Annotated in this window: 2 protein-coding genes; one reads left to right on the top strand and one right to left on the bottom strand. The window is 73.2% G+C overall.

What is annotated here, in order from left to right; all coding sequences use genetic code 11:
- Window positions 1-16: 16 nt before the first annotated feature.
- On the bottom strand, window positions 17-1183 hold the full coding sequence (locus tag P1P70_RS43270; protein ID WP_319247791.1) for a thiolase C-terminal domain-containing protein: 1167 nt from the start codon (window positions 1181-1183) through the stop codon (window positions 17-19).
- A gap of 212 nt (window positions 1184-1395) precedes the next feature.
- On the opposite strand from P1P70_RS43270, the gene P1P70_RS43265 reads away from it, so the two are divergent.
- On the top strand, window positions 1396-2568 hold the full coding sequence (locus tag P1P70_RS43265; RefSeq protein WP_319247789.1) for an acyl-CoA dehydrogenase family protein: 1173 nt from the start codon (window positions 1396-1398) through the stop codon (window positions 2566-2568).
- The last annotated feature ends 45 nt before the right edge of the window (window positions 2569-2613 follow it).

The raw sequence follows: 2613 nt of genomic DNA, 5'->3' as shown, positions 1-2613 counted from the left end.
CCCTATTCCGGCCCCTTCAACCCCGCCCCAGGACCACCGTCCCCGACGAGCAGAACCAGCCACCCGTGCCCGAGGCGACGGCCAGGCGGGGGAGGTCGCCGGTGGGGGTGCGGACCTGGCGGGTGCCCGCCTCGCCGCGGAGCTGGCGTACGGCCTCGACGAGGAGGAAGAGGCCGCGCATGCCGGGGTGCTGGGCGGAGAGACCGCCACCGTCGGTGTTGACGGGGAGGTCGCCGGTCAGGGTCAGACGGTCCTTCTCCACGAACGCCCCGCCCTCGCCCTTGGCGCAGAACCCGAGGTCCTCCAGGGTCACCAGGGTCATGTAGGTGAAGGCGTCGTAGATCTCGGCGAAGTCGATCTCGGCGGGGCGCACTCCGGCGCGTTCGAAGGCCAGGCGCCCGCTGACCGCCGCCGGGGAGACGGTGAAGTCGGGCCACTCGGACATCGTCGTGTGGGAGGTGTACTCGCCGGTGCCGAGGATCCGGACGGGCGTCGTCGGCCGGCAGTCCCGTACGTACTCCTCGGCCGCCAGGACGACCGCCGCGCCGCCGTCGGAGCGGATGCAGCAGTGGAGCTTGGTGAAGGGATCGGCGATCGGCGGGGACGACAGCACGTCGTCGACGGTGATCGGGGTGCGGAACATCGCCTCGGGGTTCGCCGCCGCGTTCGCCCGGGCCTGCACGGCCACCGAGGCCAGCTGTTCCAGTGTGGTGCCGTACTCGTGCATGTGGCGGCGCGCGGCCATGGCGTACTTGGCGATCAGGGTGTGCCCGTAGGGGACCTCGTACTGGAGGGGGCCGCGCGCCCCGAAGGAGAGGGTGCCGGTCCGGCGCCCCGCCTTGATGTCCGCGCGGGCCGTGGAGCCGTAGACGAGGAGGACGACGTTCGCGTGACCGGCGGCGATCGCGTCCGCCGCGTGCGCCGCCATCACCTCCCAGGTCGAGCCCCCGACGGAGGTGGAGTCCACCCAGGTGGGCCGCAGGCCCAGGTACTCCGCCACCTCCACCGGCGCCAGCGTCCCCAGTCCGGCCGACGCCAGGCCGTCGATCGCGGTGCGTTCCAGTCCCGCGTCGGCGAGGGCCCGGCGGGCCGCCTGCGCGTGGAGCGCGTACGGGGTCGCGCCGTCCACCCGGCCGCAGTCGGACAGGGCGACGCCGACGATCGCGACGTTTCGTCCGGTCATGAATCTGACGGTACATCAGATTCGGGGTTCGGGAACCTGCGCGGTGACTCTGTGGCCGTGGCTCCGTGCGGCGGCTGCGTGTAGCGGCTCCGCATGGCGGCTCCGCACGGTGACTCTGCGCGCCGGCCCTGTGCTTCGGTGGGCATCCGGCCTAATATGACGGCCCGTCAGATACGGAGATCGTCGCTGGGGGAACGGAAGGGGGGCCGCCCATGGATGCCCGCTTCACCACCGAGCAGGAGGAGATCCGGCGCACCGTACGGGAGTTGCTGCTGAAGCGGTGTGGTCCGGAGGGGGTCCGGGCCGCCGTGCGGACGGGGCAGGGGTACGACGTCGGACTGTGGGCCGCCCTCTCCGACCAGCTCGGGCTGCCGGGGCTCGCCCTTCCCGAGGCGTACGGCGGCGTCGGATGTTCGGAGACCGAACTCGCTCTGGTGGCAGAAGAGTTGGGGAGCTCGTTGGCCCCCTCCCCGTTGCTGTCCACCTCGGTTCTCGTCGCTCCTCTGATCCTCGCGCTCGGCACCGAGCGGCAGCGCGCCGAGCTGCTCCCCCTGCTCGCCTCCGGCCGGCTCACCGCGGCCCTCGCGGTAGCGGGCGGCGCCCTCTCCACCGCACTGGCGTTGACCGGGGACAACAGGGGTGCGTGGTCCGGCGGCGGTCGGGCCGGCGGCATTCAGGCGCGACGCGTCGGGGACGGGTGGCGGCTCTACGGGGAGGCCGGTCAGGTCCTCGACGGGCACAGCGCGGGGCTGCTGGTCGTCGCGGCGCACGCCGGGGGGTACGCGCGCTCGCGGACGCTGCTGTTCGTGGTGCGGGCGGGGAGAGGGGACGCTGGCGGTGCTGGGGTCGGCGCCGGGGTCGGCGCCGGGTTCATGCGGGTGCGGCAGACCGCCGTCGACGAGACGCGACCGGTGGCCAGGATCGAACTGCGGGACGTGCGGGCCGAGTTGCTGGGCGTCGATGACGCGGTGGACGTGCCGGGCGCACTGGCACGCGTCGGGGACACGGCGGCCGCCGTGCTCGCCTCGGAGGCCGTGGGCGCCGCCGACCGGGCGTTGGAGCGGACGGTCGCGTATGTGCGGCAGCGGGAGCAGTTCGGGCGGCCGATCGGGTCGTTCCAGGCGGTGAAGCACCGGCTCGCGGATGTGTACGTACGGGTGCGGGCGGCCCGCTCGGCGGCGTACTACGCGGCCTGGGCGGCCGCGGCCGCCGCCCCCGGAGCGGGTGGTCGTGGAGGCGAACGGGTCGGTGGGCTGGCGCTCGCCCAGGCCCTGGAGACCTTGCGGGTGGCCGCCGGGGAGGGGATCCAGCTGCACGGCGGGATCGGGTTCACCTGGGAGCACGAGGCCCAGCTGTACTTCAAGCGGTCCCTTATACACCACTGACCCTGCCGACGAATAACCTTTTTTAACAACAGGGGGGGCCGCCAA

Source organism: Streptomyces sp. MB09-02B (assembly GCF_033794485.1).
Taxonomy (GTDB): domain Bacteria; phylum Actinomycetota; class Actinomycetes; order Streptomycetales; family Streptomycetaceae; genus Streptomyces.
Note: the sequence above shows the minus strand (reverse complement) of the source record. Positions and strands in the feature narration are given on the sequence as shown.

What these genes read in the sequence shown, in the direction of transcription:
- P1P70_RS43270 (WP_319247791.1), bottom strand. Translation starts at nt 1,183, where the DNA reads ATGACCGGACGAAACGTCGCGATCGTCGGCGTCGCCCTGTCCGACTGC.
- P1P70_RS43265 (WP_319247789.1), top strand. Translation starts at nt 1,396, where the DNA reads ATGGATGCCCGCTTCACCACCGAGCAGGAGGAGATCCGGCGCACCGTA.